The organism is Streptococcus sp. CCH8-H5, assembly GCF_001556505.1.
GTDB lineage: Bacteria > Bacillota > Bacilli > Lactobacillales > Streptococcaceae > Streptococcus.
On record NZ_LSIZ01000122.1, the window covers coordinates 1 to 567 of the forward strand.

General features: G+C 37.0%; 1 protein-coding gene. It reads left to right on the forward strand.

From position 1 onward, the window contains the following. Window positions 1–567 (forward strand): SspB-related isopeptide-forming adhesin (locus AX663_RS08620; protein ID WP_156430780.1); only part of this gene is annotated, 567 nt, incomplete at both ends.

Here is a 567-nt window from a genome sequence, read left to right on the forward strand (position 1 = left end):
TTATCGCGACTGTAGGCGACATTGCGGATAAAGAATTTAACAACCGTGTAACTCCTCCAGAAGAACCTAAGTTCCAACCAGAGAAATACGTTCTTAGCAAAGATAAAGGTGAATTCGATATCACTGGTACCAAACTTCTTGATGATGATTCTGAGTTGACTGATAAATATGGAGAAACAAATACTGATCCATATGTCGATAAAACTGACAACAACGAAAAAATTGATACAGGTAAAGTTGACAAAGATGAAAAACCAATATTCGACTTTATAAACATCAATACTCAACCAGTAAAACGTGGTGACACTATCAACTACCAAGTATGGCTTGATACAACTCAATTTGATGCAAACAACAAGGATAACATTCAATCTGTTGGTATCACTGATACTTACGATAAAGCTAAATTGGAAGTAAGTGAATCAGCAATCAAGGCTTACGATGGTAAGAGTGGTGACGACGTTACAGACAAATTCCATATCACAGTTAATAACGGAGTGATTGCTGCAACTCTTAAAGCTGGCTTCACTAAGTCACTTGGCGATGCAGAAAACACTCAAGTTATCG